The 24,044-nt window shown below is 65.8% G+C and carries 18 protein-coding genes; 7 read left to right on the top strand and 11 right to left on the bottom strand.

The annotated features are described in order from the left end of the window. Window positions 1–177: 177 nt before the first annotated feature. Entirely contained in the window at window positions 178–1,908 is a 1,731-nt protein-coding gene (locus tag ACFFWD_RS06335; protein ID WP_376962575.1) for an ATP-dependent Clp protease adaptor ClpS, read from the bottom strand. A 328-nt stretch (window positions 1,909–2,236) separates the two neighbouring features. On the opposite strand from ACFFWD_RS06335, the gene ACFFWD_RS06330 reads away from it, so the two are divergent. From ACFFWD_RS06330 to ACFFWD_RS06320, 3 genes are all read left to right on the top strand, one after another. Further along, on the top strand, window positions 2,237–4,573 hold the full coding sequence (locus ACFFWD_RS06330; RefSeq protein WP_376962573.1) for a mechanosensitive ion channel domain-containing protein: 2,337 nt from the start codon (window positions 2,237–2,239) through the stop codon (window positions 4,571–4,573). A 273-nt stretch (window positions 4,574–4,846) separates the two neighbouring features. Next, window positions 4,847–5,947, top strand: coding sequence for an LLM class flavin-dependent oxidoreductase (locus ACFFWD_RS06325; protein ID WP_376962571.1), 1,101 nt, complete (start codon window positions 4,847–4,849; stop codon window positions 5,945–5,947). A gap of 78 nt (window positions 5,948–6,025) precedes the next feature. Then, window positions 6,026–6,580, top strand: coding sequence for a flavin reductase family protein (locus ACFFWD_RS06320; protein ID WP_376962569.1), 555 nt, complete (start codon window positions 6,026–6,028; stop codon window positions 6,578–6,580). A gap of 66 nt (window positions 6,581–6,646) precedes the next feature. Here ACFFWD_RS06320 and ACFFWD_RS06315 read toward each other — a convergent pair whose 3' ends face one another. Continuing rightward, a complete protein-coding gene (locus ACFFWD_RS06315; protein ID WP_376962567.1) occupies window positions 6,647–6,922 on the bottom strand; it encodes a DUF3303 domain-containing protein in 276 nt (91 codons plus the stop codon). 167 nt (window positions 6,923–7,089) lie between these two features. Here ACFFWD_RS06315 and ACFFWD_RS06310 point away from each other — a divergent pair, with 167 nt between their 5' ends. Beyond that, a complete protein-coding gene (locus ACFFWD_RS06310) occupies window positions 7,090–7,563 on the top strand; it encodes a Crp/Fnr family transcriptional regulator (protein WP_376962565.1) in 474 nt (157 codons plus the stop codon). A gap of 74 nt (window positions 7,564–7,637) precedes the next feature. Here ACFFWD_RS06310 and ACFFWD_RS06305 read toward each other — a convergent pair whose 3' ends face one another. From ACFFWD_RS06305 to ACFFWD_RS06290, 4 genes are all read right to left on the bottom strand, one after another. Continuing rightward, complete coding sequence (locus tag ACFFWD_RS06305) at window positions 7,638–9,503, bottom strand: sigma-54-dependent Fis family transcriptional regulator (protein WP_376962563.1); 1,866 nt, start codon at window positions 9,501–9,503, stop codon at window positions 7,638–7,640. Window positions 9,504–9,725: 222 nt separating this feature from the next. Beyond that, complete coding sequence (locus ACFFWD_RS06300) at window positions 9,726–11,171, bottom strand: amidase (protein WP_376962561.1); 1,446 nt, start codon at window positions 11,169–11,171, stop codon at window positions 9,726–9,728. A gap of 348 nt (window positions 11,172–11,519) precedes the next feature. Continuing rightward, complete coding sequence (locus ACFFWD_RS06295) at window positions 11,520–12,893, bottom strand: DUF1254 domain-containing protein (RefSeq protein ID WP_376962559.1); 1,374 nt, start codon at window positions 12,891–12,893, stop codon at window positions 11,520–11,522. Window positions 12,894–12,985: 92 nt separating this feature from the next. After that, window positions 12,986–14,323: a DUF1254 domain-containing protein gene (locus tag ACFFWD_RS06290; RefSeq protein ID WP_376962557.1), complete on the bottom strand. Its 1,338-nt coding sequence runs from the start codon at window positions 14,321–14,323 to the stop codon at window positions 12,986–12,988. A 180-nt stretch (window positions 14,324–14,503) separates the two neighbouring features. Between ACFFWD_RS06290 and ACFFWD_RS06285 the strand changes: the two genes are divergently transcribed. Beyond that, the gene (locus ACFFWD_RS06285; RefSeq protein WP_376962555.1) at window positions 14,504–15,406 is read left to right on the top strand and encodes a LysR family transcriptional regulator; all 903 of its coding nucleotides are present in this window, start codon (window positions 14,504–14,506) and stop codon (window positions 15,404–15,406) included. A gap of 817 nt (window positions 15,407–16,223) precedes the next feature. Here ACFFWD_RS06285 and radC read toward each other — a convergent pair. Continuing rightward, window positions 16,224–16,937, bottom strand: coding sequence for a RadC family protein (gene radC, locus ACFFWD_RS06280; protein ID WP_376962553.1), 714 nt, complete (start codon window positions 16,935–16,937; stop codon window positions 16,224–16,226). Between the two features lie 129 nt (window positions 16,938–17,066). On the opposite strand from radC, the gene ACFFWD_RS06275 reads away from it, so the two are divergent. After that, window positions 17,067–17,786 carry a DNA-3-methyladenine glycosylase I gene (locus tag ACFFWD_RS06275; protein WP_376962551.1) on the top strand — a complete coding sequence of 240 codons (720 nt, stop codon included), beginning with the start codon at window positions 17,067–17,069 and terminating at the stop codon, window positions 17,784–17,786. A 30-nt stretch (window positions 17,787–17,816) separates the two neighbouring features. Here the strand turns inward: ACFFWD_RS06275 and map are convergent, their stop codons facing one another. Both map and ACFFWD_RS06265 read right to left on the bottom strand, forming a co-directional pair. After that, window positions 17,817–18,641: a type I methionyl aminopeptidase gene (map, locus tag ACFFWD_RS06270; RefSeq protein WP_376962549.1), complete on the bottom strand. Its 825-nt coding sequence runs from the start codon at window positions 18,639–18,641 to the stop codon at window positions 17,817–17,819. 110 nt (window positions 18,642–18,751) lie between these two features. Then, a complete protein-coding gene (locus tag ACFFWD_RS06265; RefSeq protein ID WP_376962547.1) occupies window positions 18,752–20,068 on the bottom strand; it encodes a mechanosensitive ion channel family protein in 1,317 nt (438 codons plus the stop codon). 218 nt (window positions 20,069–20,286) lie between these two features. On the opposite strand from ACFFWD_RS06265, the gene ACFFWD_RS06260 reads away from it, so the two are divergent. Beyond that, complete coding sequence (locus ACFFWD_RS06260) at window positions 20,287–22,080, top strand: potassium/proton antiporter (RefSeq protein WP_376962545.1); 1,794 nt, start codon at window positions 20,287–20,289, stop codon at window positions 22,078–22,080. A 30-nt stretch (window positions 22,081–22,110) separates the two neighbouring features. Here the strand turns inward: ACFFWD_RS06260 and ACFFWD_RS06255 are convergent, their stop codons facing one another. Continuing rightward, a complete protein-coding gene (locus ACFFWD_RS06255; protein ID WP_376962543.1) occupies window positions 22,111–23,277 on the bottom strand; it encodes a hypothetical protein in 1,167 nt (388 codons plus the stop codon). A gap of 95 nt (window positions 23,278–23,372) precedes the next feature. Next, window positions 23,373–24,044: a molybdenum ABC transporter ATP-binding protein gene (modC, locus tag ACFFWD_RS06250; RefSeq protein WP_376962541.1), complete on the bottom strand. Its 672-nt coding sequence runs from the start codon at window positions 24,042–24,044 to the stop codon at window positions 23,373–23,375.

Here is a 24,044-nt window from a genome sequence, read left to right as displayed (position 1 = left end):
GCCTACGGTCACATCTCCGCGCGCTGGCGCGCCCTGAGCAACTCCGCGGCGATTTCGAACTCAGGCGCGAGCGCGTCGGGTTTTGCCTTCACCTTGGGATCGGCAAGCAGGCGCGCGCCTTGAGCTGTTCGAATGGAATGGTCATACGATTCCCTCTGCCCGCGCACCGGTCCGCCATCACCCCGCGCTCATCCCCTGCGCGCCGCCGAGCAATTTCACGTTGAGCCGGCCGCCGTCGAGCAGCATGTCATTGAGCGCCTCGTCGATGTCGCCGGAGGTGACCGACGTGCCGCTGTCGCGGGCGATGCTGGCCTGGGCGAGGCGGCGCATCAGCTCCTTGATGAAGGCGCCGCTGACGCCTGTCGTCCGCCGGACCGCTTCATCGATGACCGGCGATTCGAGCGGCAGGCCCCTGCCGTAGAGCCGGACCAGCTTGCCGCGCCCGACCTCGTCCGGCAGCGGCACCTCGATCGCCTGATCGATGCGGCCGGGACGCCCGGCGAGCGCGGCCTCGAGCTCTTCCGGCCGGTTGGTGGTGAGCACGAACAGGATGTCGGCGTCTTCCTTCAGCCCGTCCATTTCGTTGAGCAGCTTGTTGAGCTGCGATTCCTCGCATGGTCCGCCCATGTCGTCGCGGTCGCGCGCGATCAGGTCGACGTCCTCGATCACGACCATGGTCGGCTGCAACAGGCGCGCCAGGCCCATATGGGCGCCGAGCAGGCCGACCTGCTCGGCGGTGACGATCAGCGTCGTGTGGCCGGGCAGGTTGGTTGCGAGATAGCGAATGGTGTGGGTCTTGCCGGTGCCGGGCGGTCCGTAGAGCAGGATGCCCTTGCGGGTCGACTGGCCGAGCCGGCGCAGCAGGTCACGACTGCCGACAAAGCCGAGCACGTTGCGGTCGAGCAGCCGCAGCGTCCGCTCCGGCAGGATGACCGCGTCGCGATCGACCGTCGGCAGGCGATGCACGGTCACGCCGCGCGCGCGGCCGCGATACTCGGAAACGCCCTCCAGCGAAAGGATCTTGCCGCGATAGGACCGCGCCGCATGCACGGCGGCCTCCAGCTCGGCAAAGCTACGCTGCACGAGGGCATTGCCGGCGGCGCCGGCCGGCACCGCGAGCTCGATCCGCAAGGTCGGCTCGCGGTCATACTCGCGATGAAAGGTCAGCAGCACGGCGTAGCGCAACTCTCCGGCCCGGCACAGCCACAGCCCGTTGACGAGGCACTTCACCGGCTCGGACTCGCCGATGTCGACATCCTGATACTGCGGCGGGGCGATCGAGGGCGCGTTGCGGCTGTCCTTCATCAGTGCCGCGAAGGCGAGCGTCTCATAGCGGTATTCCTCGTGGATGCCGAAGAAATGGATCGGCGCGGTGAACAGCCTGTCGATCGCGACCTGGACGTCGGCGCGCATGTGGCCGGGAAACTGCCGCGACCGCGTCACGAGCTTGTGGCGCGGCACGCCGGCAAAATGCCAGTCCAGCGCGACGTAGCCATAGCGGAATTCCTCGCCCGGCAGCGCCTCGGAGCGGTTCCTCGCCGCGAGCAGGCATTCGCTGCACAGGCAGGCCGTCTTGCCGCCGAGAAAGATGTCCGTCACCGGTCCCAGTTCATCGCAGAGATCGCATGGCCGGCCGGAGTCGGCGGCCTCGGTGGTGATCAGCAATGGCTGCCCATTGGCCCGGATCAGTTGCCGCGCAGAGTCCAGCAGCGCCCGCGCGACCGCGGCGGGATAGGGGCCGAAAGGAATTCCGCCCTGTGGCTCGATCTTGGCGGCGAGTGCGATCGCTTCCTGTTCCGACTTGCCGAACACGGTACGCAGCAGGTTCTGAACGAATTCCAGCGGCGTCTCGCCGTCGTCATGGATGAAGAGCTTGATCGAGCCGCCATCGGCGAAAACGTCGTGCATGAAACCCTCAATACGCAACCAGAGATCGAAAGAACAAATATAGAACATCATGAAGCGCGAGGCGCGTCAAGCGAAAGGTTCCCGGCTTGAGCGGTGCATCCTGTCGTTTCAGGCAAACGGGCCCGGGGGAGGGGTTGCACGGGTCTGCGCCGCTCGATCGCGGTGACGTTTTTGTGTCGCGGCAAATGCCAAGAGAACGCCGCCGCAGTGGCACACTTCCGACACATCATCGCGGAGAAAGGGGAGCGATCCGACATGACGCGAGCGCGAGGGTGATCCCGATTTCGAAGGGCTCGCCGTCGCGCAATATTTTCAAGAAGAGGTCTTCGTGTCGCACAGACTCTTTCCCGCGATCCTGTTCGCGCTCACGCTTCTCATCTCGCCTGCGTTTGCCCAGCCTGGCGCCAAGCCGGCGCCCGCGAAAGCCGAAGCGGCCGAGGCGCTGACGCCGGACCAGGCGAAGCGCGCGCTCGAGACGCTGCAGGATGACAAGAAGCGCGCGCAGATCATCGACACCCTGCGCGCCATCGCCGGCGTTTCTCCGCAAGCTGCGCCATCAGCGCCGGAGCAGCAGTCGCCGATCCCGCTCACCGCCGACAGCCTCGGCGCGCAGCTTTTGCTGATGGTCTCCGAACAGGTCGGCGAGATCTCGCGCGACGTCGCCGACATGGCGCGGACGCTGACCAACTTTCCGTCGTTCTATTACTGGTTCGTGCGCACCGCCAACGATCCGTCGGCCTATGGCTTGCTGCTCGATATCGCCTGGAAGCTCGCGCTGGTGTTCGGCTGCGCGTTGGCCGCCGAATGGGTGGTGTTCCGCCTGATCAAACGGCCGGTGGCGCTATTGGAATCGCGGCTGCCGCAGACCGCGCGCGCCCCGGTGCAGACATTGGCGATCGCCGATCCGCCATCGTCGATCGCCGACGTCACGCCGGAGCCCGAGCTGCGTCGCCGCCGGCTCAGCCTGGCGCGGGCCTGGCAATCGCTGATCCGTCTGCCCTTCGTGCTCGGGCGTCTCGTGCTCGAACTGTTGCCGGTGGTCGCCTTCGTCGGCGTCGCCACCGCGCTGCTCGGCACCGAGATCGGCGACCAGTCGACCACACGGCTCGTCATCCTCGCGGTTGTCAACGCCTATGCGTTCTCGCGCGCGCTGATCTGCGCGGTGCGGGCGCTGGCGGGTCCGTTCGGCCTGGTCCGCGTGCGCGCCGAGACCGCGGCCTATGTCGAGATCTGGGCACGGCGCATCGTCACCGTCGGCGTTGCCGGCATCGCGCTCGCCAATGTCGCGCTGCTGCTCGGCCTCAGCCGCGCCGGCTACGCGGCGCTGCTGCGGCTCGTGATGCTGGTGGTGCATCTCTTCGTCGTCGTCATCATCCTGCAGTGTCGCCGCCAGGTTGCCGGCGCAATCCGCGCGCCGGCCGATCGTGCCGGCCTTGCGGCGCGCGTCCGCAACCGCGTCGCCGGCCTCTGGCATGTGCTCGCGATCGCGCTCGACCTCGCGCTGTGGGCGGTGTGGGCGCTCAACATCCGCAACGGCTATTCGCTGCTGCTGCAATATTTCGTCGGCACCGTCGCGGTGCTGCTGGTGACGCGGCTCGCCACCATGGTGGTGCTGAGCCTGATCGATCGCGGCTTCCGCATCAGCCCCGACATCCTACAGCGCTTCCCGGGGCTCGAGGCCCGCGCCAACCGCTATCTGCCGCTGCTGCGCAGGATCGTCTCGGCGGTGATCGGCGTCATCGGCTTCGTCGCGCTGCTCGAGGTCTGGGGCGTCGACGCCATCGTCTGGTTCTATGGCGGCCAGATCGGCAGCCGCCTGATCTCGGCGGTGGTGACGATCGGGATTGCGGCGTTCGCCGCGGCCGCGATCTGGGAGGTCGCCAACGCGCTGATGGACCGCCAGATCAACACGCTGTCGCGCGAGGGGCATTTCGCCCGCGCCGCGCGCCTGCGCACGTTCCAGCCGATGCTGCGCACCGCACTGTTCTGCCTGATCGTCGCCGTGGTCGGCCTGACCGCGCTGAGCGAGATCGGCGTCAATGTCGCGCCGCTGCTCGCCGGCGCCGGCATCGTCGGCATCGCGATCGGCTTCGGCTCGCAGAAGCTGGTGCAGGACCTCATCACCGGGCTGTTCCTGCTTTTGGAAAACACCGTGCAGGTCGGCGACACCGTCACGGTATCGGGCCTATCGGGGGTGGTCGAGAACGTCTCGATCCGCACCATGCGGCTGCGCGCCGGCGACGGCTCGGTGCATGTCGTGCCGTTCAGCGCGGTGACGACGATCACCAATGCGAGCCGCGGCGCCGGCAATGCCGCGGTCAGCGTCAACGTCGCCTTCAAGGAAGACACCGACCGCGCCGGCCAGATCCTGAAGGACATCGTCGCCGAGATGCGGAGCGAGGCGGAGTACCGAGCGGTGATCCGCGGCGATCTCGAATTGTGGGGTGTCGACAAGGTCGACGGCTCGGTCGTCACAATCGTCGGCCAGATCCGCTGCACCGATGGCGGCCGCTGGCCGGTGCAGCGCGAGTTCAACCGCCGCATGAAGCGGCGCTTCCAGGACGAGGGGATCGAGATCGCCTCCGCCGGCCAGACCATCCTGATGCAGATCCCCGCACCGTCGGAGCCGGACACCAACGCGATGCCGCGGAGAGTTGCGGGGTAGCGCTGCGGACTCCGCTTCACCTTGCCCCGCGTGCGGGGCGAGGTCGAAACGCATCATCGGGTTCGTCTCGCCGCTGCGCCACCGTCTCGCGACAGTGAGATGGCCAGGCGCTCGTTTCCATCGCCGGACCGGCCGCAACAGGCCGGAATGCGGCGCTTCCTTCTCGTTCCCTGCGATTTCCGCGCTGGCACAGCGCTTGCTCACTGATGCGCGAATGCGCGCAAGACGCATTGCAAGCCTGGACCATTCAAACGAGAAGGAAGGAAACACACCATGGAGCTTGGCTATTTCACGATGCCCTCGCATCCGCCGGAGTGCGGATTGAAGGAGGGCCACGACTGGGACCTGCAGGTGCTGCGCTGGGCTGATGAGCTCGGCTATCAGGAGGCCTGGATCGGCGAGCACCACACCGCGCCATGGGAGCCGCATCCCTCGCCCGACCTGTTGATCGCGCAGTCGCTGCTGCAGACCAAGAACATCCGCATCGGGCCCGGCGGCTTCCTGTTGCCCTATCACCACCCGGCGGAGCTCGCCAACCGCGTCGCGATGCTCGATCATCTCTCCAACGGCCGGCTGAACTTTGGCGTCGCAGCCTCGGGCCTGCCGAGCGACTGGGCGATGTTCAATGTCGACGGCATGAGCGGCCAGAACCGCGACATGACGCGCGAGGCGCTCGAGATCATCCTGAAGCTGTGGACCGAGCCGGCGCCGTTCACCCACAAGGGCAAGTTCTGGACGGTGTCGAAGCCCGACACGATGTTCGATTTCCTCAAACCCCACATCAAGCCGTTGCAGGGACCGCATCCTCCGATCGGCGTCGCTGGCCTGTCGAAGAACTCCGACACGCTAAAACTCGCCGGCGAGCGCGGCTTCATCCCGATGAGCCTGAACCTCAACCCCGCCTATGTCGGCAGCCATTGGGAGTCGGTCGAGGCGGGCGCCGCGAAGACCGGCCGCAAGCCGAGCCGCAAGGATTGGCGGCTGGTGCGCGAGGTGTTCGTCGCCGACACCGACGAGGAAGCCTGGAAGCTCTCGGCCGGCGACATGATGGGCCGGATGATGGGCGAGTACTTCCTGCCGCTGCTCGGCCATTTCGGCTTCAAGGACTACCTGAAGCACGCGCCCGACGTGCCCGACAGCGACGTCACCGTCGAATATTGCGCGCGCCGGAATTGGATCGTCGGCTCGCCCGCAACCGTCACCGAAAAGATCGAGACCATCTACCAGGAGGTCGGCGGCTTCGGCGTGCTGCTCGTGTTCGGCTTCGACTACAAGCACAAGCCGCAAGCCTGGCGGCGCTCGCTGGAGCTGCTCAAGACCGAGGTGATGCCGCGGCTGAAGCATCTCGGCGCCGAGTTCGAGAAGGCTGCATGACTGCTACGCGAGGGGCGGGGCTTGCTCCGCCCCCTGCGTCACATATCTTGGCAGGATATTTCTGCCTCGGAGCGCGGCATGACGATCGACGCACAGAGTTTCAAGCAGGCCATGCGCCACTGCGCCGGTGCCGTCGCCCTAGTGACGGTCGGCGCCGAGCCCGGTAAGCGGACCGGGCTGACGGTGACATCGGCCTGCTCGCTCTCGGACAATCCGCCGTCGGTGCTCGTCTGCGTCAACCGCAATGCCAGCGCGCATGCGCGCATCCTTGAGGAGCGGCATTTCGTCGTCAACTTCCTCAGCGAGGAGCACGCGCTGCTGGCGCTGACCTTCTCGGGCCAGAAGGGCGTCAACGGCGACGACCGCTTCGCCTTCGGCCGATGGACCACGGGCGCGACTGGCGCGCCGGTGCTGGAAGACGCGGTCGCCGCGTTCGACTGCGTGCTGACCGAGGCGCTCGAGACCAAGACCCATTCGGTCTTCATCGGCGAGGTCCAGCATGTGCGCACGGCGACCGAGGCCGATCCGCTGATCTATCTGCGTAGCGGCTTCCACAGCGTGCGCGATGTCAGGGACGCCGTCTCGCTCGGCGACGCCGACGCCCGGCGTGTGAGCTGGAACGAGTTTTCGTAAGCGGCCGAACAGCGCCGCGGCGGCCGATGCGGATCGTTCGCGGGCCGCCGCAAAGATTGCGCTGGATCAGCGCTTCGGCAGCGCCGCGAGGATCGGGCCGGCCTCCGCGTCTTCGACGCACGGCGTCACCGTCAGCTCCAGCACGTCGAGCCATTGGGCATACCACTGATACATGGCCTTCGGGTCCGTCGACTCCGAGATCGCGAATCCCTCGCCGTTCATGCCATGCCAGCGTCCGAGCATCTTGATCCCCTCGGGTGGCGCGCCGCCGGTTTCGAGAAACCGCTTGATTGCAGCATTCACCGTGCCCTGAGGCAACTTCCAGTGGGAGATGTATTTCATGCAACGTCCCTCCTGTGAAATGAAGCAAGTGCCGCTGCGGCCATCATCGATGGCCCAGTGACTCTGGGTCTGCCTGACAGGCGGAAGGTTCATTTTCGGGAGGGTTTGCAGGATATCGGCGGGCGGGGCCCGCTTGCTGCCGCCAAGCGCGGGCGTATATTCGCCGGATGGCTGTCAGCTCGCCCGATCTGAAAGCATTCCTGCTCGCCACGCCGTTCTTCGGTGGCCTCTCGGACACGAGCCTCGATCTCCTCATCCCCATGCTGGTCGAGCGCCGCTTCGATGCCGGCGCCACCATCGTCGCGGAGGGAGAGCCCGGACGTTCGATGTTCGTCGTTCACTCCGGCGAGCTCGTGGTGAGCAGGCGCGGGGATACTGCGGGCGTCATCCGCATGGCTGACCTCGCGCCCGGTGATTTCTTCGGCGAGATGACGCTGATCGAAATGCAGAACCGGTCGGCCACCGTGGTCGCGCAGAGCGCGGTCGTGCTGTACGAGCTCACGGCCAAAAGCCTCTACGCGTACTACAAGACCGACATCCACGCCTATGTGCTGGTGATGCAGAACATCAACCGCGAACTCTGCCGGCGGCTCCGCCGCGCCGACGGTCGCATTGCCGAGCTGCTGCACGGGAGCGGGTGACACGTTATGCCGGCGACTTGAATGCGTCGCTCCGTCATGCACGGCCATGACGGCGCAGGACGCACGCTGATCGGCTAACCGTCCAACCCGATCTTCAATGCCTTGATCCTGCGATACAGCGTGGCGCGGCTGAGCTTGAGCACTTTCGCCGCCGCCGTCACCCGTCCGCCATTGGCGCGCAGCGCCTCGATGATGACAGCGCGTTCCGCTGCAGCATGATCCGCCTCCGCCAGCCGCCCGCCGAGCGGCGGCAGGTCGAGATCGGCCTCGGTGATGACGCCGTCCTCCGCGGTGCAGCCGGCGAGCCGCAGCACATGGCGGAGCTGGCGCATGTTGCCGGGGAAGGGATAGGCCATAAGCTGGGCCCAGGCCTCGGGCGCGATGCGGCAGTTGGGCGCTTCTTCGTGCGCGATCTGCGCGATCACCTCGAGCTTGTCGGCGCGCTCGCGCAAGGCCGGCAGCCTCACCTCCATGCCGCGCAGGCGGTAATAGAGATCGGCGCGGAACGTGCCGTCGTCGGCCATGCGCGCGAGGTCGCGATGGGTGGCGCTGATCAGGCGGATGTCGACCGGGACCGGTTTCAGCGCGCCGAGCGGCCAGACCTCGCGATTTTCAAGCACGCGCAGCAAGCGCGTCTGCAGCGCAAGCGGCATGTCGCCGATCTCGTCGAGGAACAGCGTGCCGCCGCTCGCCTGCACGATCAGCCCCTTCGATCCCTCGCGCCGCGCACCGGTGAAGGCGCCGGCCTCGTAGCCGAACAGCTCGGCGTCGATCAGGCTCTCGGGCATCGCCGCGCAGTTCAGCGCGACGTAGTTATTGCGCGCGCGATTGCTCGCGGCATGGATGGCGCGGGCGAACACATCCTTGCCGGCGCCGGTCTCGCCATGCAGCAGGATCGGCAGATCGAGATTGCCGACCGTCATTAGCCGCTTCACGCCTTTGATCAGCACGGGATCCTGGCCGGCGAGCTTGTGCAGTCCGGCAAAGCGCTCCGCGCCGCGCTTGCGCGGCACCGGCAGCGGGCGCTGTGATCGCGCGCGCACCGGTGGCGCGACATGTCCGCGGCCCCAGGGCGAGCCGTCGGCACGGCGCAGCGCGACGCTGCCGTCCGCGATCGCGCCGGCGTGATCGTCGAGCTGGATAAGGCGCGCGAGGTCGATGCCGTCGGCGAGCAGCGCATCAGTCAAGCCCAGCGCCGCGCGCGCGTTGCGGCAGGCGCCGATGACGCGGCGGTCGTCGTCATAGGCGAGCATGCCGCGGCCGTCGCTGCCGGGCAGCGTCGCGACCCAGGAGGTGCGGTAATGCCGGCGGAAGAAGGCGCGCTCGATCTGTCGCGTCGTCTCCGTGGTGACGGCCAGCGCCAGCTCATGCGCGCCGCGGCCGAGATCGGTGCGGCACGAGGTGATGTTGACCGCGCCGGCGAGCCGCCCGGCATGATCGAACAGCGGCGACACCGCGCAGGTGAACATGCCCCATTGTTCGCGGAAATGCTCGTCGCGATGCACGATGATCGGTTGCTGCTCGGCGAGCGCGGTGCCGAGCCCGTTGGTGCCTTCGAATGTCTCGGCGAAGTTCGAGCCGGTGTAGATCTTCCATTCCAGGAACATCCGCGCGTAGTCGCCCTCGGGCAGGCGGCTCACCAGCATGGTGGCGTTGGGATCGGCGAGATTGACGCAATAGCCGGAGTCGCGCAGCACGCGGGCGAGGTCCTCCAGCTCCGGGAGCGCGACCTGGATCAATTCCTCCATCGGCTCGGCGACGTGGCGCACCTCGGCTTCGGTCAGCGTCTGCGGCGGGCCGCGCCGGGCCGGATCGAGCTTGTGATTGACGAGGCAACGTCGCCAGGAGGTCGCGATCCGCGACTCGGTCTCGACGCCTGCCAGATGATTGGCCGCCGACAAAACACGGGCGACGTGATTAGAGGCCGCGAGATTGGCCATCCAGAGGTCTCCACCCTGTATTTTTGGGTGAAGTCTGGCATTCAGCCGGCGAATGTCAATTGGTCGGCGGGGGGCGGGAGGAACGCCACGCGGCTTGTCTGAGAGCATCGGCGCGTCAGGCGGACATCAACCAGCCGACAGTCCCAGCGAAATCGGTCGCAATTGACTCGTTCCAGACATTCAGGGGTGGCCGCACTCGACTGCTATCGTCGCTTCGCGATGCTATCGAGCAAGCACCGGGTAGCTCTGGGGCGCCCAGCGATCGGTCCAGGGGCGCGCGGCTTCGAGCTGATAGGCGAGGCCGAACAAGGTCGCCTCGGCGCCAACGCGAGCGACGAACTGCGAGCCGAGGGGCAGGCCGTTGGCGTTCCGGTTCAGGGGTATGCTCATCGCCGGGGTTCCCGCCGCATTGAACACGGGCGTATAGTCTGCGTTGGCGACGACCCGCTCGAACAGTAACTCGAATGCCAGGTCGGTCGCGTGTTCGCCGAGAAGCTTAGGTGGATGGGGCACCACCGGCGACAGCAGCACATCGTAGGTCTCGAAGAATCCGTCCAGCGCTCGGCTGGCCTGCATCAACTGATCGACCGCGCCGGCGATCCGATCGGGTAAAAGCGCGGCCCCGCGGCGCGCGAGCGCCAGGGTCCAGGCCTCGAAGCGATCAGTGTCCGCCTCACATCCGGTCCAGGTGCACGTCGCTTGCACCACTCCAGCGGCCAGTACCATCCATTCATCGAGGAAGGCCTCGATCACCGCCGGGCCGGAAAACGGCCACGCCGTCAGCTCCACATGGTGGCCCAGGCTCTCGCAAAGCCGGGCAGTGGACAGCACGGCATCGTCCACTTCGGTGGCGGCGCGCTTGCCGCTGGTGCCCTCCCGCACCAGGCCGATGCGAAGCGGTGTGCTGAGCGGATCACGCACGAAGCCCAGCCGACCAAGCTGGCTGTCGGGGTCCTCTGTGAGGCTGAGCATGAGCGCACTGTCGCGCACCGACCGGGTAAGGACATGGTTGACGGCGATGTCGGGCAGGCCGAACGGCATGGGTGGGGAGCCGTCGTTTCGGTTGCGTCCGCGGCTCGGCTTAATGCCGAAGACGCCATTGTGACACGCCGGATGGCGGATCGATCCGCCGCCATCGCTGGCGTGCGCCATCGGCGTCATCCCGGCGGCGACCGCCGCGCCGGCGCCACCTGAAGATCCGCCGGGCGAGCGCACGAGGTCCCACGGATTGTGGGTTGGGCCGAACAGCTTGGGTTCGGTCGTGTCGATCAGACCGAACTCCGGCGTGTTGGTCCGTCCCACCGTGACCAGGCCGGCGGCCTCCAACGCCAGGGCGTAAGGGGAACTTTTTGCCGCGATGAAGTTGGCGAACGCGCGGCATCCCATCGTGTTCGGTGCGCCGGCCACCGACAGCAGATCCTTGATCAGAAACGGAACACCCGCGAAGGGCCCGGATAGGGCCGGGCCGGCCGCGCGCTCCCGCGCCTGGTCATAGAGTTTATGCGTGACGGCGTTGAGCGCTGGGTTGATCGCCTCGATGCGCACGATGGCGGCCTCGACAAGCTCGGCGGCGCTGGCCTGGCCGGATCGAACCAGATCGGCCTGGGTGGTGGCGTCCAGCGTGGCGAACGCGTCAACGGTGCCCGGCGGGTCCTGGGTCTGCGACATGCATGCCCCTGATTTTTATTGTCTCGTTGGCCTCATTCATGGCCGCTGGAGGCACCGTATCAATGCGGGAGAGGCGAGGGCAAGTTGGTTGAAGGCACAGAACGGACAGCCGGCTCGAAACCAATCAGGCTCTCATATTCGTTACCTACCATTGAGGAGATCGATGCGGGGCCTACCGGAATTCGGCAGGACGCGAAACGCGTATGACCGATTGAAAACAGCACGATCGGCTGGACGAACTGGCGCGCACGCTGGAAGGTTCGGACCTCAACAGCAGCGATCTCGCGCGCTTGCTGGCGCCTCAGCGCGAGACGCGTTCGAAAGCCCTTCGCTATGCGGGGAGCTCCTTTACTGGCTCCTCTCCACCCCCGGGATCCGAAACCGATAGTCGAGAATTTCAGACTTCGGCTGATAGGCCCGGAGGACCACCTTGAACTGGCCCTTCGGCGCCGGAAGCCAGTTCGCATCCTTGTCGCTTCCAGGCGCTTCATGCTGGATCCAGATGTCGAGGCTGCCGTCGGCATTCTTCTTCAGTCCGCTGGTGCGGTCGCCAATCGCGTAACGATTGATGGGATTGGCGGTGAAGAACAGCCGGCCATCGTCCATCAGCTCATACATGGACAGCGACCAGAACGCTTCGACAGGAATGCCGGTCGCCGGGATGTGAAGGCGGTATTTTCGCTCGCCGGTGAACGCCTCGCCGCGCGTATCTGTTTCGGCGCTGGGGTAGACAGCCTCGGCGGGCTCCAGGGCCAGCAGCGCATTGAGGGCGATGATCGCCCGATAATTATAATCCGTTCCAAAATTTCCGATCTGCGGCGGATTGTAGTACCAGCCGTCGACCGGCGTTGCGTCTCCCGCCAGGGATTTCTTGAGCGACGCAAGCATCGCCGGGAAGCGCCGGTCCCATTCCGTCCGGACATCGGCGGGCAGCGCGTCCCAGGAGCATGCCTCGCCACAAATGCCGACTTTCGCAAATCGCTCCAGTAACGGCTTCTCGTAGGACGGCGCTCCATTCAGCGCCAACGCCTGATTGACGGTCGCCACGAGCGCCGCCGCATTGCCCGGCACGGGAGCGATCCCCTTCGGTCGCTGGGATTCCTGCTTGCTCAGCGAGGTGATCCTGGTTCCGTCCTGCAGCGCGCGGACAGCGGGCAAATCTGCCGGTCCGTCGACTACGATGCGCGTGAGGACGAGGACATCGTCGGTCGGTGCGCGGACGAGCCTCGCGTTCCCCGGCAACTCTCCCTGCCAGTGCGGGCCAACGACGATAATGTCGCCTTCGCGCGTACCCGTCAGGCGGCGACCGATCGTCGCAAAGTGGTTCGAGAAAACGTCGTAGAATGCGATAGAATAGTATCGTCCGTTCGTGTCTGGCATATGGACTCGAACGGGCCCCGCCGACAGATCGAGAAAGGCCCGCGAATAGAGCGTGTCATTGTTGGGAGTCGTGACCACCCGCCGCCGGTAGTCCACGAGGTCGCGGCCGTGCACGAATTCATTGGCCGGTCCGCGCGCAGGATTGGCGGGATCCTCCAGGTAGCTCCAGCGCAAACGCATCATTTCAGCAATTGGAAAGGAATATGTGAACGCCTGCTCCATTGCGGAGCCTGCCGAGAACGGCGTGGCGGGCTGGGCCATCAGCGACTGGGCAAGAAACGGGGCGATCATGAGCAGCCCAGATCCGGCTAACGTTCTCACCGCTGTCCGAAGTCGGTTCATTCTCATTTATCCTCTGCGTTACTGGTTGTCATCGATGCCCGCGTCGGAGTCGACGCGGGAGTTTTTGGCCGCGACCGCGAACTGCATCAGCCTCAGGCCGATTGCACCGCAGGCACCTGGTAGATTCCCTCAAGCAAAGACGGCTTCGGCATGTATGCCCGCAAGATCAGAACGAACTTGCCGTCGGCCGGTGCCGGCAGCCAGTTTGCGTTCGGATTTGAGGTCGGCTCGGTTCGCGACATCCAGATTTCGAGCGAACCATCGGTGCCGCGCTTCAACCCGGCGGTCCGGTCGCCGATCGTGTATCGATCGATCGGATTCTCGGCGAAGAAAAGCTGGCCGTCCGCTGTGATCCGATACATGGAGAGCGACCAGAATGCGTCGACGGGAGGAAGTTGATCCGCCGAAAATGTCAGTTTCCACGATTGCGAGCTGTCGAATCCTCGCCCGTCCGTGCCCGCGGAGCGGAGATACATCGCTTCGACCCGTGGCAAAGCGGCGAGGCCACCGAGGGCGACCGCAGCGCGGTAGTCGTAGTCCTCGCCGAAATTTCCAAGACTGAAGCGCGGGAAGCTCCAGCCGTTTCGCGCCAGCATAGTCCTCCGCAACTGCGCCATGGCATTCGCCGCCTCTGCAATGCCGGCCTTGATTTCGATGACCTGATCGGCGGAGAAGCGCGACGGATCGAAGGGTTGCCCGAACTGGATCAACGGAGTCATGCTGTCCAGCATGCGGGCATCCGTCACCGGGGGCGGGCTTTCGTTCATGAGGCCCTGGACGGATGCAAAATATTGGTCCCATGGCGCCGAGCGCTTCGCATAGCTCTTCGGCGCGCCCGTCTCAGGTCCCTTGATTGTCCATCCGTCCTGAAATGCATGAGCCTTCGGCAAATCGCTTTCGCCGTCGACCAGCGTCCGCCCGAGTATCCAGACCCAGTTGGTCGGGGCGCGGATCGCCATCGGAATGTGGCTTGCTTCGTGAGGGCCGACGACGGTGAGCGTCCGCGCGCTCGATCCGGACGTGCGGGTGCCCACGATCGCGAAATTGTTCGAGTACATGTCCATCAACGGCACGCAGTAGTACCTGCTGCCGGAATCCGGCACGCCGATCGTCACCGGACCCTTTTCCAGGTTCAACCAGGCTTGCGAATACAAGGTGTCGTTGTTGGGGGTGGTGACGAATTGGCCCTTCGCGGTGATCAACGCGCGCTGATGCTGGAAGGTGTTGACCTTGACACCATCCGCGCTGCGTGCAGCCCGCTGGTCTGCCATCTCGATGAGAGGAAGGCCCCAAAGCCAGGCATTGCGTGCAGCAACCCTCAGGCTGCCAGGCGCGGCGGCCGGAGATGCAGCTTCAAAGCGCGTTTGCGCGCAAACCAGGTTTGAAGCCAGCGCGGCTGCGGTGGCGGCAAGAAACTCTCGGCGGTCCATCGTCACTCCTCCCTGCCTGTTTCGTTGGCGCCAGATGCCGAGACCTCGGAGACCAACTGGCAAGCAGGGTGAACGATTGGAACATTCCCGTAAATTTGATTATATTCAGCTAGCTATTACTTTTTGTTATGCCGAGCGTACAAAATGCCTACGCCAGACTTTCTGCTCAGGCGGCTGCGAATGCGGCATTTTCAATTGCTCGTTCTGCTTGCCGATCAAGGTTCGTTACGCGCCGCGGCCGCATCGCTGAACCTCACCCAGCCCGCAGCAAGCAAGATGCTGGCCGAGGTCGAGCGGGCGTTGGGGACCGCCTTGTTCGATCGCGGGCGGCACGGCGTTGAACCCAATGTCTTCGGCCGCTCCGCGATCCGCCACGCACGCGTGATGATGGGCGAAGCTACGCATGCCGCGAACGAATTGAACGCGATGCGGGGTGGCGCGACCGCTGTCGTGCGTGTGGGAGCGCCATCGATCACCGACGTCGTGCCGAAGGCGACAGTGGAACTGATGCGGCTTGTCCCAGGCGTCTGTGTCGAGATTCGAGAGGGGCCCGTGCGCGACCTCTTGAAACTGCTTCTCGAGGCCGAACTCGATTGCGTGTTCGGCGCGCTGCCCTCCGAGGCGTTGATGAACGATCCGATCGAACAATTGCAGTCGGAGATCATCTTCAACGATCACATCTGCGCAATTGTGGCGAAGGCGAACCCGCTGTCCCGCAAAGGCCAGGTAACCTGGCATGATCTTGCCTCCCAGCGATGGATCGCTCCCCCTCGCAACACGGCGGTTCGGCGGGCCTTCATGGCAGGGTTTCTGAACAACGGGCTGACGCCGCCGCAGCCGGTTGTGGAAGCAGTTTCGCCCCCAACGCTTGGCGCACTCATAAGGCTGGATCGTTCATTGGTCGCCGTTGTTCGGCACGGCAGCGCTCGGGACAGCGACGCGTTTCCCGGTGCCCGGGTCGTTGAGATCATGCCGCGCGTGGCATTGCCTCCGCTGTGCGTGATCCTGCGCCGAATATCGGCCGAACGCCCCAAGGCTGTCATGACCTTCGTTGAGGCTCTCAAGCGCGCTGCTAACATGTGACCCAGCGCGACATGAGAAACCCCGCAGTCGGCGATCATTGACGCAGCGCAGCGTGGCGGGCGGTCGTTATTCCGGGCTCGCGCCAGGAGATGCGTCTCGGAATGAGGAACGGCCCCATGCCACTGATTTGCCCGACGGCGCAAGGCTGATTGTAAAAAATATTCCGCTTCCGTCGTCGGGCAAATCAGTGGCACGAATCCGCCCGTCTCACCCGATCGAGGGGCGCGTCGCGATCGTCACGAGCGTTGGGTCGAGATGCGGTGGACGCGGCGTGCGTGACTGACGAGTGCGCGCAAGGCGGACGGTGAAGTCGTGTGGTCCTGACGCCCCAGTGGCAGGTGTCTCGTCAGCAAGTCTTTGCTGGCGACGGTGACAAACAAGCCCGTCTCGCCGGGGAGAGCACGAAGGAAGCCGTAAAACCATCGCGCAGGGAAAGCCGGAGTTTCCGGTTAGTAAAACCATCGCGCAGGGAAAGCCGGCGTGTTTTCCGGTTTCACCTGTGGTCCTACCCCTGTGCTTTTTGTTGCACCGGACCCATGGGTGCAATCGGCACCCGGCTTTCCCTGCGCCCTCTGCTTGAGGAGAGGGCGGAACGAGATGCAAAGCTCGGGCGGTTCGCGTCGCGAGAAGGCGGATATGTGTCTCGCAAGCGGTGCAACAGATTCGATGTCGTCCCGGCGAAGGCCGGGACCCATAACCACAAATGCCGCTTGCTGTGCGGCGCTGGAACGACGAGTCATTTTCACAACACCCGCCGTGGAGTATGGGTCCCGGCTTTCGCCGGGACGACGCCGGGAGATACCTGCGCAATGCCCCCTCAAATCAATCGCATCCCCTTCAGGCTCGCGTGCCCGTTCTTGCCGACGATGATGTGATCATGCACGGCGATGCCGAGCGGTTTTGCGATCTCGACGATCGCTTTCGTCATCTGGATGTCGGCCTGCGACGGCGTCGGGTCGCCGGAAGGGTGGTTGTGCACCAGGATCAGCGCGGTCGCCGACAGTTCGAGCGCGCGCTTGATCACCTCGCGGGGATAGACCGGCGTGTGGTCGACGGTGCCGGTCTGCTGCACCTCGTCGGCGATCAGCTGGTTGCGCTTGTCGAGGAACAGCAAGCGAAACTGCTCCTTGTCGGCAAAGGCCATGCTCGAGCGGCAGTAGTCGATCACGTCGTTCCACGACGACAGCGCGACGCTGCGCTTGATCTCGCCCTTGGCGATGCGACCAGCGGCCGCCGCGAGCAGCTTGAGCTGGTTGATCGAGGCATCCTTGATGCCGTCGACTTCGCGCAACCGCGCGACGGGGGCGTGCACGACCTCGGCGAACGAGCCGAATTTCTTGAGCAGTGCCTTGGCGAGCGGCTTGGTGTCGCGGCGCGGGATGGCGGCGAACAGCGCCATCTCCAAGAGCTCATAGTCGCTCAGCGCGTCCGGGCCGGCCGCGTGGAAGCGCTCGCGCAGCCGCTCGCGATGGCCGTGATAATGCGGCGTCGCGTCGGCATCGTCGGGGCTGTCGCTGGTCTTGGCGGGCATCGGCCACAACCTTGCCGTGCCGGACGGGTTTTGCAAGAGCGGATCGTGCCGCGACGCGCACGCCCGATTTGCCTTGCTGGGGCGGTCGAACTACCGTTCGCCTTGACGACATCGAGAAAGGCAATCCGCGTGACCTCGTTCAAAGTGATCCGTGCCCGCGCCGAGAAGCGCAAGGGCGGGCCCAAGGCGCTGGAAAAGCTGCTGCCGCCGGTCGTGAGCCCAAAGACGCTGGCCAAGCTCGGCGACGATCGCGTGCTCGCCGAGATGACGAAGCGGGTGTTCTGCGCGGGCTTCGCCTGGAGCGTGATCGACACAAAATGGCCGGGGTTCGAGGAGGCCTTTCTGGGCTTTGCCCCGGCCAAGCTCGCGTTCAAGCCGGATGAATATTGGGAGAAGCTGACCAGCGACACCAGGATCGTGCGCAACGGCGCCAAGATCATGTCGGTGCGTGACAATGGCCGCTTTGTGCAGGAGATCGCGCGCGAGCACGGCAGCTTCGGAAAATTCCTGGCCGCATGGCCGTCCTCGGACGAGGTCGCCCTACTGGATCTGCTGGTCAAGCGCGGCAGCCGGCTCGGCGGCAATACCGGGCAGATGCTGCTGCGCTTCCTCGGCTGGGACGGCTTTGTGACGTCGCGCGACGTCGTCGCTTGCCTGCGCGATGCCGGCCTCGACATCGCCGAGGAGGTCAAGTCGAAGCGCGATCTTGCCAAGGTGCAGGCACAGTTCAACGCCTGGGCCGAGGAGACTGGCCTGCCTTACGTGCACATCTCGCGCATCTGCGCGATGTCGATCGGGGAGAACTATGAAGCGGAGGAAATCACCCGCCGCATGCGAGGGGACGATTGATCACACGCCGTTTGCTCACACGTCGTTTGATCAGACCTGCACCCACGGCTTCTCGCCATGGCGCTCGGACAGCGTGAAGATCTCGACGCCGTCGGCGGTGACGCCGACCGAGTGCTCGAACTGGGCCGACAGCGAGCGGTCGCGCGTCACCGCGGTCCAGCCGTCGGACAGGATCTTCACATGCGGCTTGCCGAGATTGATCATCGGCTCGATGGTGAAGAACATGCCGGGCTTCAGCGGCACGCCCTCGCCGGGGCGGCCGATATGGATGATGTTCGGCTCGTCGTGGAACAGGCGCCCCAGGCCGTGGCCGCAGAAGTCGCGCACCACGCTCATGCCTTGCGGCTCGACATAGCTCTGGATGGCGTGGCCGATATCGCCGGTGGTGGCGCCAGGCTTCACCGCGGCGATGCCGCGCATCATCGCCTCATAGGTTATTTCGATCAGGCGCTCAGCCTTGCGCGCGATTCCGCCGATTGCGTACATCCGGCTGGAATCGCCGTACCAGCCGTCGACGATGAAGGTGACGTCGATGTTGACGATGTCGCCTTCCTTCAACGGGCGGTCGCCGGGCATGCCGTGGCAGACCACGTGGTTGATCGAGGTGCAGGTCGAGTAGCGGTAGCCGCGATACATCAGCGTCGCCGGATAGGCGCCATGGCTGAAGGCGAAGTTGCGGACGAACTCGTCGATGACAGAGGTCGGGATGCCCGGCTTGACGACGTCGGTGAGCGCGTCGAGGCACTTCGACACCAGCGCGCCGGCCTTGCGCATGCCGGCAAAGCCGCTCTGGCCGTGCAGCTTGATCTGGCCGGTCTTGCGAAGGGAGGTGTCGGTGGCGTCGATATAGCTCATGGGCTGGGCGGTTCTGTCCGGGAAGGGGTTGATTTAGGGCCTAATTTAATGATCGGGGCGGCCGGCGCAAGCCAAGGTTGGGCATGGGGACGATGCCCAAACGCCTGAATCTAACTGGAAACCTCGACCACGCTCTCCACCGGCAGCGCGCCGCCGCGAATCCGGAGTTCCCGCACCGGATAGGGCACGCGGATGCCCTCCTGCTTGAAGGCGTCCCACAGGGCCAGCATCACGTCGCTCTTCACATTGTCCATGCCATCAGGATCGGCGATCCAGAAGGTCAGCGAGAACCGCATGCCGGCCTCGGCGAACTCGGTCAGTATGCAGTTCGGCGGCTTGACCTTGGTCGCGCGTGGATGGGCCGTGGCGGTGTCGATCGCGAGCTTGCACACCTGCCTTGGATTGGCGTCGTAGTTGGCGGCGAAGGGGATCTTCACCAGCGTGTTCTTGTCGGTATAGGTCCAGTTGGTGACTTTCTGCGTCACCAGGTCCTCGTTCGGGATCAGGAACTCGCGGCCGTCGCCGGCGGCGACCGAGATGTAGCGGGTCTTCATCGCGCTGATGCGCCCCTGGCTGTCGCCGACAGTGACGAGGTCGCCGGGCTTCACCGATTTGTCGGCGAGCAGGATGATGCCCGAGATGAAGTTGGCGACGATCTTCTGCAGGCCGATACCGATACCGACGCCGACCGCGCCGGAGAACACCGCAAGCGCCGACAGGTTGATGCCGACCGTGCTCAGCGCGATGACGACCGCGATCACCATCAAGCCGATGCGGATGATCTTGACCAGCAGCACCTGGATCGAGGGGGTGAGGTCGGTAGCGCGGTAGATCCGGCTCTCGGCGAAATTGCTGGCGATGTTGGTCAGCCACAGCGCCACGATCAGCAGCGCGCCGGCCTTGATCAGCAGCAGCGGCGTCAGCCTGAGGCCGGCAACCACGATCGCATAGGAGTCCAGCGTGTCCGCGGCCCAATCGAGCTGGCCGATGATGCTGAGTGCCGCGACCACCCACGCCGACACCGACACCAGCTTGACGATGAAGGCGTTGTCGATCACCGACGTCACGAGGCGGATGGCGAGCCACGCCACCGCCAGCTTGGCGGAGACCGCGATCAGGTAACTGCGGCTCGGCCACGTCATGTGCCACATCACAACGCGCGAGATCAGCATCAGGAGCGCGAATATGGCGGTGGAGGCGCTCGCCACCATCACGCGCGCGGCATGGCGGAGCGGCAACGGCCAGCGCATGGCAAGCGTCGACATGTCGACGCGCGCACGAACGGCGGTGTCGGCCGCATAAGCGATCCCGGCGCCCGCGAGGATGATGCCGAACTGAAGATAGAACCAGGGCGAGGCGATCTCGGCGCCGACCGAGCGCGCCGCCATTTGGATCGATTCCAGAAGCTCCTTCAGGCTCATGTCCATCGGCAAAATCTCAATTCAAGCAGGTCAGGCAAATGTGATTCGAACGATCGGCAGAATCCCACAAAGGCATTCGCGCGACCATCGATACAACACAGTGTCGGGGCGATGTCAGGCCGTAAAACCGGGCACATTGCCGCTATCGTCACAAAATGGGTTGGCGTCCAAGTGTGGCGACGATAAGGATGCAATTGCAAGTGTTTGTCACCTTCTGAAGGCGCATGGCTTCCCTCGACTCGGTCAGTATAGCGATCCTGCTCGGCGCGGTTCTGGTGATGGCCGGAATCCTCTCGAGCCTGTTGGCGCTGCGGTTCGGCGCCCCCCTGCTGCTGGTGTTCTTGCTGGTCGGCATGCTGGCGGGCGATTCCGGCCCGGGCGGGCTGCAGTTCGACGACGTCCGCACCACCTATCTGGTCGGCTCGGTGGCGCTGGCGCTGATCCTGTTCGACGGCGGCTTGAAGACGCGCTTTGCCAGCATCCGCACGGTGCTCGCGCCGTCGATGGTTCTGGCGACGGCCGGCGTGCTGCTGACCGCGCTGATCACGGCGCCGGTCGCCCGCTATGTGCTCGACCTCAACTGGACCGAGTCGCTCCTGGTCGGCGCCGTCGTCGCCTCGACCGACGCCGCGGCGGTGTTCCTGCTGGTGCACACCCAGGGCCTGCGCCTGCGTCCGCGCGTCGGTGCGACGCTGGAGGCGGAATCCGGCACCAACGATCCGTTTGCGATCTTCCTCACCTTGATGCTGGTCGAATTCATTTCGATCGGACAAAGCTCGGCGTCGCATATCGCGATGGAGTTCCTGCGCGAGGCCGTGCTCGGCGCCATCATCGGGGTGATCGGCGGCCGGCTGGTGGTGCTGGCGCTGAACTATGTCGCGCTGCCGCAGGGGCTTCACGCGCCGTTCGTCACCACAGCCGCGCTGGTGATCTTCGGCGGCTCGCAGATCGCGCATGCGTCGGGATTCCTCGCCGTCTACCTTGCCGGTATCATCATCGGCAACCGGCCGACCCGCGCGCATAATTCCGTGGTGACGTTCCTGGACGCGGCGACCTGGCTGGCGCAAATCGTGATGTTCGTGCTGCTCGGTCTCCTGGTGTCGCCGCATCGCCTGCTCTCGAGCGCCGGCGGCGCGGTGCTGGTGGCATTCGCGCTGATGCTGATCGCGCGGCCGCTCGCGGTTCTGATCTGCCTTGCGCCGTTCCCCTTCAACTGGCGGGAGAAGATCTTCATCGCCTGGACCGGCCTGCGCGGCGCGGTCGCGATCTTCCTCGCCTCGATCCCGATGCTGGTCGGCCTGTCGAAGGCCTATCTCTATTTCGACGTCGCCTTCGTCGTCGTCATCATCTCGCTCTTGCTGCAGGGCTGGACGCTGGCGCCGGCGGCGCGGCGTCTGCATGTCGCGCTGCCGCGCGCCGAACGCGGCCCGCGGCGTGTCGAACTCGACCTGCCCGGCCAGCTGGAGCAGCAGCTGGTCGGCTATCCGGTGCGGTCGAAGAGCCTGTATTTCCGCCGCGGGCTGATCCCGTCCTGGTCGAAGCCGACGCTGGTGATCCGCGACGAGCGGATCCTGACGCCGACCGAGGCCGATCCGGTCGCGCCCGGCGACTACATTTACCTGCTGGCGCCGCCGGAACGCGCCGGGGCGCTCGATCGCTTCTTCGTCGAGATGGCGCCGTCGAGTGCGCCCGATCCGCATCTGCTCGGCGACTTCATGGTCTCGGGCGAGCATACGCTCGGCGAGCTCGCCGAGATCTACGGCGTCAAGGTCGACGAGCATCAGGCCAAGCTGACGCTTGCGGATTATTTCGACATCAATCTCGACCGCGCGCCGAAGGAAGGCGCCGAGCTCGCGCTCGACGAGATCGTGCTGGTGGCGCGCAATATCGGCGGCGGCCGCGTCAACGTCGTCGGTCTCCGCCTGCCGGAGGAAGAGGAAAAGGTCGTGCCGCTGACGCGCACGCAGGCTCTCAAGCGCAAGCTCGCCGACATCTGGACGTCGGTGGCGGGCGTCTGAGTTCGGGCGTGCTGCCGGTTGGCGCCGGCCTCACTGCTTGCGCAGGAAGCTCGAATCCGGCGCGAATTTTTGGATCATGTCGGTCAGGTGATCGTCGCCCGGCGGGCTGGCTGCGTCCTTGGCGGCGGTGGCCGGCTTTGATGGGTCGGCGCTGCCGGGTGTCTTGTCGCCGGATATTTCGGCAAGTGCCGCGAGCAGCGATGCATCCAGTTGCTCCGCGGGTGCGGTGGCGGGCGCTGGCGGCGGTTGGACCTCGGTCGGTTGCTTCGGCGCGCTCCGCGCGTCCGGCTCGCGCCGGCCCACGACGGGTGGACGATCCTGCGGCTGCGCCGGCTTCGGCGGGTCGGCGCGCTTGGCGGAGGCCTCAGAGACGACGGCAATCAGCGAGGCCTCGAGATCCGCCGGCGTGCTGGCCGGCAGGGGCGGCGGCGTTCGGCCGGGCGGCTGATCCGCGGCGCCGTCCCGCCTGGGTACGCTGCCGAAAGCCGGTTCCCGCCGGGTGGCGGGCCGTGGTCCTTCGCCTGCCGTGGCCGGCTTCGATGCGTCGCCGCGCCCGGTGACCTTGGCCGATGCCTGCTCGAAGGCCGCAATCAGCGCCGCCTCGAGGTCGTCAGCGGGGGCGGTCGGAAGCGGCGGCGGCAGGCGGCTCGGCCGGTCTTCGGGCAGGGCCGCAACCTGCGGCTCCGGCATGGGCACGGCCGGCGGCGGGGCGGGGGGCAGCGGGAGCGTCTGTCCGCGCGCCCTGGCGATGATCCCGTCGACGATCGCGCCGAGCCGGCCCTTGTCGGGGGCGGCCAGGTAGCTGATCGCGAGCTCGTCGACATATTGCGGGCCGTAGTCGGCGAGGACGGCGGCGAGCCCCGCGAGATCGGGGTCGCTCTCGACCAGAACGCGCCAGGCCTCCTTGTCATAGGCGGCGCCCGGGCGGTTGTCCGGCCACGCAACGCGGCGTCGCGGCGGCTGTGGGGCGGCTTCGCGCGGGGGGACCGGCTCGAACATCGGGGGCCGCAATCCGCTGGCGGGGAGCTCGAGGCCGGCCGCGCCGGCCACCGCGAAAGTCGCCTTCCGCCGGCCCCGCTCGGCCACCTGCAGCGAGATCAGGCCGACCCCCATCAACAGGAAGCCGAGCGCAGCCCACGCGATCGTCGCGCACAGCAGCAAGCCGATCAGCAGCAATATCCAGCCGGTAAATCGCACAACCCGTCGTCCCCGATGCGCCCGATCCGATGACCCGGTCAGGGCCTAGCCAGCGAGCCTGGCCATCTTAAGCCAGCTTGGGGGGAAACAGCCAGCTAGGAGGTCGCCGTCAGCACCTTGACACCGCCGAATGCGGTGACCTGGCCGCGGCGGAGCATCACGATCTGGGTGGCGAGCTGGCGCAGCTCGGCCGCGTCGTGGCTGACATAGACCATCGGGATACCGGCCTCATCCCGCAGCCGGACCAGGTAGGGCAGGATCTCGACCTTGCGGCCCTCGTCGAGCGCCCCCAGCGGTTCGTCCAGCAGCAACAGCCGCGGCCGGGACAGCAACGCGCGCCCCAGCGCGACGCGCTGGCGCTCGCCGCCCGATAGCTTCCCGGGGCGGCGGTCGAGCAGCTCGCCGATGTCGAGCAGGTCGACGATGCGCTTGCGTTGCGCGGGATCGTCGGCGAGGCCGTTCATGCGGCGGCCGTAGTCGAGGTTGTGCCGGACGTCGAGATGCGGGAACAGCCGCGCGTCCTGGAAGACATAGCCGATCCGGCGGCGATAGGCCGGCACGTGGATGCCGGCTTCGGTGTCGTCGACCGTTTCACCGTCGATCGCGATGGTGCCGCGGTCCGGGCGCAGCAATCCGGCGATCATGTTGATGAGCGAGGTCTTGCCCGAACCGGACGCGCCGAACAGGCCGGTGACGCGGCCTTCGCTGGTGAAGGCGGCCGCAAGCGAGAATTCGCCGAGCTGTTTCTTGACGTCGACGCGCAGCAT

Origin of the sequence: Bradyrhizobium erythrophlei (genome assembly GCF_042430365.1) — a bacterium.
Taxonomy (GTDB): Bacteria; Pseudomonadota; Alphaproteobacteria; order Rhizobiales; family Xanthobacteraceae; genus Bradyrhizobium; species Bradyrhizobium erythrophlei.
The sequence above is the reverse complement of the archived record's forward strand: the minus strand, read 5'-3'. Positions and strand labels throughout refer to the sequence as shown.